6 protein-coding genes are annotated in these 6181 nt (G+C 63.1%); 1 reads left to right on the top strand and 5 read right to left on the bottom strand.

The window, feature by feature from the left end; genetic code table 11:
- Positions 1–184: 184 nt before the first annotated feature.
- The 5 genes from K0M74_RS12245 to K0M74_RS12225 all read right to left on the bottom strand — a co-directional run bounded on the left by K0M74_RS12245 (position 185) and on the right by K0M74_RS12225 (position 6016).
- A complete protein-coding gene (locus K0M74_RS12245; RefSeq protein ID WP_293972592.1) occupies positions 185–661 on the bottom strand; it encodes a glutathione peroxidase in 477 nt (158 codons plus the stop codon).
- The gene (locus K0M74_RS12240) at positions 658–1311 is read right to left on the bottom strand and encodes a hypothetical protein (RefSeq protein ID WP_293972589.1); all 654 of its coding nucleotides are present in this window, start codon (positions 1309–1311) and stop codon (positions 658–660) included. Before K0M74_RS12240 ends, K0M74_RS12245 begins: the two co-directional genes overlap by 4 nt.
- Positions 1312–1335: 24 nt before the next feature.
- Positions 1336–2013, bottom strand: a complete 678-nt coding sequence (locus K0M74_RS12235) for an ABC transporter ATP-binding protein (RefSeq protein ID WP_293972587.1) — start codon at positions 2011–2013, stop codon at positions 1336–1338.
- Positions 2006–3256, bottom strand: coding sequence for a lipoprotein-releasing ABC transporter permease subunit (locus tag K0M74_RS12230; RefSeq protein WP_293972584.1), 1251 nt, complete (start codon positions 3254–3256; stop codon positions 2006–2008). Before K0M74_RS12230 ends, K0M74_RS12235 begins: the two co-directional genes overlap by 8 nt.
- A 567-nt stretch (positions 3257–3823) precedes the next feature.
- Complete coding sequence (locus tag K0M74_RS12225) at positions 3824–6016, bottom strand: TonB-dependent receptor (protein WP_293972581.1); 2193 nt, start codon at positions 6014–6016, stop codon at positions 3824–3826.
- Between K0M74_RS12225 and K0M74_RS12220 the strand changes: the two genes are divergently transcribed.
- Positions 6015–6158: a hypothetical protein gene (locus K0M74_RS12220; protein ID WP_293972578.1), complete on the top strand. Its 144-nt coding sequence runs from the start codon at positions 6015–6017 to the stop codon at positions 6156–6158. The genes K0M74_RS12225 and K0M74_RS12220 overlap by 2 nt on opposite strands.
- The last annotated feature ends 23 nt before the right edge of the window (positions 6159–6181 follow it).

Genomic DNA, 6181 nt, shown 5'->3' with positions numbered 1-6181 from the left:
AATAGTTGGTGGTCGGGGGCGCCGTAAAAGTGGTGGCGCGGAATGCACCGACTAAAACGCGGGATAAATTGGTTAAAGATTTTGAGGTGTTGTGGGTATCGCCCCCACGCCCCCGCGATGGGGGGGGCCGAAATCGGCCTTACGCCACTCCTCCAGCGGCCCCGCCTTCGCGGGGGCGATGGCGCTATCCCAACAACTCCTCAATCTCTTTACGCAATTGCTCCGGCTTTGTCGTCGGTGCATGCCGCGACACCACTTTGCCGTCGCGCCCGACCAGAAACTTTGTGAAATTCCACTTTATCCCGCTGCCCAGCAGCCCGGTCTTTTCCTGCTTCAGATGCTTGAATATCGGATCGGCGTCATCGCCATTGACCTCGATCTTCGCCATCACCGGAAAGCTGACGTCATAGGTCAGCGAACAAAAATTCGCGATCTCGCTTGCATCGCCCGGCTCCTGCGCCCCGAACTGGTTGCACGGAAAGGCCAGCACCTCAAACCCACGATCCTTGTAGTCGCGGTACAGCTCCTCCAGCCCTTCATATTGCGGAGTGAAGCCGCATTTCGACGCGGTGTTGACGATCAGCAGCACCTTGCCGCGATAATCCGCCATCGACTGACTCGCTCCACCGGGCAGCGGCGCCGAAAAATCATAAAGGTTCATGGTCTTTTCTCCCCCGCTTTGCGCGGTCTGTAGATGAAATCGAAACTGGTTGCCCATGTCAGGCCGTGGTCGGTCGATTGCTCGCCATGTTGGCGCACCGACCCGTCAGGCTGCTTGCTATATGTCATGCGGATCAGCCCGTCCTGCCCTTTGGCGACGACATTCGCCCAATGACCGGTCAGCACCATCTTGCCGTTCGCGGGTCCGCCGTCGAAATCCACCCGTGCGCCGCTGCTGTCGACCCACGCCTGCCGCCAGTGGCGGCGTTCGGCGTCAAAATGGCTGAACGACCCGCCGCCACCGCCCTTCAGCGGTTGCCACGTCTCGCGGATCGCACAGCCCGCGAACATCGCCTTGATGCTGCTCGTCGCCACCTGCGCACTGCTGCCATTCGCATAGACATCCCACTCACCGACCCAAAAGTCGAAGGCGCGATAGTCGGGCGCCGTGCAAGCCGATTGAACCAGCGGCGGCGCGACAGGCGCCGATACGGGCGGCGGCGACGGTGGCAGCAGGATGGGAGGCGGTGGTGGCGCCGGCGACGACGGCATCGGAACAGGCGGCGGTGGCGGGGGCGGCGACTGGGCTTGCCCCGGATGAGCCACCACCCATGTCAGCGCAATCAGCAAAAACAGCTTGTACCGGATCATGCGCGCACCCTTTGCGAATGCAGCCTACGCTTCAATCCGCCCGTCATGCAAGCGCAGCACGCGGTCCATCCGCGCCGCCAGCCGTTCGTTGTGCGTCGCCACCAACGCCGCCGAGCCATGATCGCGCACCAGCGAAACGAACTGGTCGAACACTCGGTCGGCGGTCGCCTCGTCCAGATTGCCCGTCGGCTCGTCCGCCAGCACCAGCATCGGCCGGTTCGCCAACGCCCGCGCTACCGCGACGCGCTGCTGTTCGCCGCCCGACAGCTTGCTCGGCTTGTGCTGCAATCGCTCACCCAGCCCCAGCCGCCCGAGCAGCTCCGCCGCGCGACCCTCGGCGTCGGTCTGCGCGGTCCCGCGGATCAGCTGCGGCAACACGACATTCTCGATCGCGTTGAAATCGGGCAGCAGGTGGTGGAACTGATAGACGAAGCCGATCTTCTCGCGCCGCGTCTTGGTTCGCTCGCTCTGATCATATTGCGTCACGTCGGCGCCATCGATGCGGATCGTTCCGTCGAACCCGCCTTCGAGCAGCCCGACGGCCTGCAACAGCGTCGACTTGCCCGACCCCGACGGGCCGAGCAGCGCGACGATCTCGCCGCGTTTCAGGTGCGCGTCGACCCCGCGCAGCACGTCGATGGTCACATCGCCCTGCGTAAAGCTGCGCTTGAGCGCGGTCAGCTCGAGGATCATGTCACTCATAACGCAGCACCTGCACCGGATCGGTATTCGCCGCCTTGAACGCGGGATAGAGCGTCGCGAGGAAGCTGAACACCACCGCCATCAACGCAATCCCGGCAATCTCGAACGGATCGGGCTTCGACGGCAATTCGGTCAGGAAGCGGATCGACGGATCCCACAAAGGCTGGCCGGTCAGAAACTCAACCCCCCGCAGCACCCCCTGCCGGAAATATAGCAGTCCGAAGCCAAGCGCCATGCCCATCAGCGTCCCCGCAATCCCGATCGACAACCCGATCGCCATGAAGATACGCAGCACCGCGTCGCGCGGCGCGCCCATCGTGCGCAGAATCGCCATGTCGCGCGTTTTGGCGCGCACCAGCATGATCAGCGACGACACAATATTGAATGCGGCGACTAATACGATCAGCGAGAGGATCACGAACATCGCGACCCGCTCGATCGATAGCGCTTCGAACAGGCTGCTGTTCATCTGCCGCCAGTCCGAAACCACCGCCTGCGCCGCGACCTTTTCTTTCAGCGGCGCAAGTATCTCGCCGACCTCGTCGGGGTCGGTGACCTTGACCTCGATCATCCCGACCTGATCGCCGGTAAGCAGCAGCAACTGCGCATCCTCCATCGGCATCACGACATACATTTTGTCGAAATCATAGACCCCGATCTCGAACACCGCGGTCACCCGGTAACTGATCTCGCGCGGCACGGTGCCGAATGGCGTCGATCGCCCGGCGGGGTTGATGATCGTCAGATTCGATCCGACCGTCGCCCCGATATTGCGCGCCAGCTCGCTTCCGATGGCGATATTGCCCGAATTGGCGGTCAGCGTGTCGAGGCTCCCCTGCAACACCTTGCCGCCCAGTGTCTGGTTGTTGCGGATGTCGGGCACCGTCATGCCGCGCACCAAAATCCCCTCGACGCGGCCGTTGAAGGTGGTGAGCAACGGCTGTTCGATCAGCGGCGTCGCCGACACCACATCGGGCGTCGCCCTAGCCTGCTTCAGCACATCGCGCCAGTCGTCTAGCCGCCCGCCGAACCCTTGCACCACCGCATGGCCGTTCAGCCCGACGATCTTGTCGAACAGGTCGGCGCGTACCCCGTTCATCACGCTCATCACGATCACCAGCGCCGCAACGCCCAGCGTGACGGCGACAAAGCTGAACGCCGCCGCGACAAAGATGAACCCTTCGCCGCGCTGGGGAAGCATATAGCGTTTGAAGATGGTGCGTTCGTAAGGACGCAGGATCATGGGGCAATGGGCCTTTGCAGCGCATGTGAGATGACACGCATGCGGTCGCTTTAAGCAGAGCCCGCACCGCTGGCAATGGGCGCGGGCATACACGTCTCTTGCGAGCGAGTCGCAGAATATGTTGCACATCGGCCACAGCGGGGGTCAAAAGCGCCGCCGAACGGCTTGCACAGGGTGACAAACTGCCCCCTTGCGCCTAGCCCGATGACTTCTGGATCAAGCGGCCCCAAGGCCCGGTTCCAGGGAGTGCAGGCCTTTCGCCAGGCTTGCAACAAAAGGGGATGGCGAGTGTTCGTCACACGCGCCCGGGTCTCGAAAACGAGGCCCGGGCGTTGTGATTCCAGCGCGACGCGCGCACCCAACGAACATAGGGTTGCGCATAGCCAATCGGCATCGGACGCGCCTGCTTTTTTCCATCGCTCAGCCTCGCCCTCGTGCCGCCGCGCAGCGCGCGGATCGTCACTATCGACCCCGTTGCAAAAATCGATGCAAGGAAAGGGAGGAGGCGGTATCGCCCTCACCCGTCCTTGTTTCCGGAAACGACCGGTCCGGTGACTTTGTGCGGCGTCAGAAGCGCGCGCGGATGCCGCCGATCGCCAGTCGCGGCGCTCCGGGGCGGGCGCCTGCGGGAGAGAAAGCGGCGTTATAGGTTACGTCGAACAGATTCTGGACCGAACCGAACAGCGAGACGTTGGGCAGCAGATCGACTTCGGCGGACAGATCGATCAGCACGCGGTCGTCGATGCGGTCGGCGGGCACGATCGCGCCGCGACCGGCGGTGGCGCGCGCCTTGCCGACCCAGTTCAGCGTCGCGTTCAGCCGCGCAGCCTTGAGCGCCAGGCCAGCGTTCACCGTCATCTGATGGCGCGGCAGATAGGGCAGCCGGTCGCCCGCGGTCACCGTCCCCCACGGCTCGTAACCGCTAGCGAAGCTGGTTTTGAACTGGGCGTCGGTGAAAGTGTAGGCGATCGACACTGGCAACTCGAACCCGTCGTTCGCAATGCGCCCGAACGTCCGCCCGGCAGTGATTTCGACGCCTTTGACATCTACTTTGCCGCCCGCGAACTGGTCTCCTATGTTGCAATTGCCACCGGTCGAGGCGGTGCAGGTGCCGACCAGATTCCTATAATCGTTAAAAAAGCCGATGACTTCAGTGCGCCAAGCCTCATTGCCGAGCTTGACCCCCGCCTCGTAATTCCACGACGTTTCGGGATCGATCGGTGATCCAGGGCCGGGGCTTGCGAACCCGCGATGCGCGCCCGCGACGATCCGGACATTCTCGGCCGGGCGCCACGTCGCCGAGATCCCCGGAATGAACACATCGACGTTCGACTTTGCAACAGTTGTCGCGCCCGATCGTGCAGGATCGGTCAAGGCCCAACGCGTTTGCCGAAGGTCGATCGCTTCGTAGCGCAGGCCGGGAACAATCGTGACGTTGCCCGCTTCGATCGTGTCGCGGATAAAAAAGGCCCAGGCCTTGGCATCGCCGATGCGATTGTCCTGGCTGCCGGGCACGCCCGGCGTCGTCAGCATCATGCGAGAGTTGACCATCTGGTAACGGTCGTCCTGCTGCAAACGATCCTCGTCATCCTCGTGGTAGCGCGCCGAAAGTTCGAGCGTGTGGGCGACGGCGCCGGTGCCGAACCGGGCCGTGAGCACGCTCTGCACGCCCGTTGCCTGATAGACGCGGTTGTTGTTGCGCACGCGCAGCGCACCCGCCCGCCCGGTAAAGCCGTTGGCGCCGATAAGGTCGGCCATTTGCAACGGATTGGCAACGGGATTGTCGAGCACGCTGCCGATCGTCACCCAGCCGGTGTTCGCGCTGTTGCGAACGTCGTTGAGCTTGTACCAGGTGCGCGCCGTGTCGGTGCGATAGGCGACCGTGGTCAGATTGATGTTCGGCGTGATGTCGAACCGGTGGCTGAACTGATAGGTCGTGTGCGCGACGTCCATCACGTCGGCCTGACTGCCGTTATAGCGGCGGTTCGGCGACAAGGCGAAGTCGGCGAGCGTCAGACCCAGATAGGTTTCGTTGCTGGTCTCGTCGTAGTTCTGGTATTTGAACTCGAGCGCGTGCCGGCCGTCGGTGCTGCGCAGACCCAGTTTCACCGTCCAGTCGGTAATTTCGAACCCGGTATCGCCACCGATGTCGAGCACCTTGAATCCGCTCGAATGTTCGTACAGCCCTTCGGCAAGCGCGCCGATCTCGATCCCTCCACCAAGCGGTGCCCAGCCGCCGGCCCAGCCATGCGCTCGCCTGCCGTCATGGTTGCCGATCAGCAATTCGGCCTTGCCCGCCAGCGTTCTCGCCGCAACGTCAGGGATCGGGGTCGAAAACAGGTTCAGCGCGCCACCGACCGTCATCGGGCCATATTTGATTGCGGCCGGGCCCTTGGCCACCTCTACCGCGGCGATCCGCGCGGGGCGCGGGAAATAATAGGCAGCCGGGGCGGAATAGGGTGCGGGGCCGATCAGCACACCGTCTTCCATCACCGTGATCCGGCCGTTGCGGTCGGTACCCGATCCACGGATGCCGATGTTAGGGCGCAGACCGAAACCTTCCTCTTCCTGAAGATAGACGCCCGGAATCTGACGCAGCACGCGGTTGATGTCGCCATAGGAAAAGCGCTCGAGGTCGGCGGTGTCGAGCCGCTGTACCGAGCCGCCGATGTCAAGCGTGTCCGACTTCGATCCCGTCACCACGATACTGTCGATGATTTGCCCCGATCCCGCGTCAAATGCGGCGGCGGTGTCGGCCATGGCCGAGGGGCTCGACAATCCCGCGATCAGCAACGCGCAGCAGCTAACACTCATGCTGGTCGACATCGGCCCGGTCATCCTTTCAATTCGATTCGACGCGCGCACTAATGACAATCACTATCATTTGCAACGCGCCGGTTGAGCAGCGGATGAAAGATAGCGCAT

The sequence above is a fragment of the Sphingopyxis sp. genome (assembly GCF_019459305.1).
Lineage (GTDB): Bacteria > Pseudomonadota > Alphaproteobacteria > Sphingomonadales > Sphingomonadaceae > Sphingopyxis.
The sequence above is the reverse complement of the archived record's forward strand: the minus strand, read 5'-3'. Positions and strand labels throughout refer to the sequence as shown.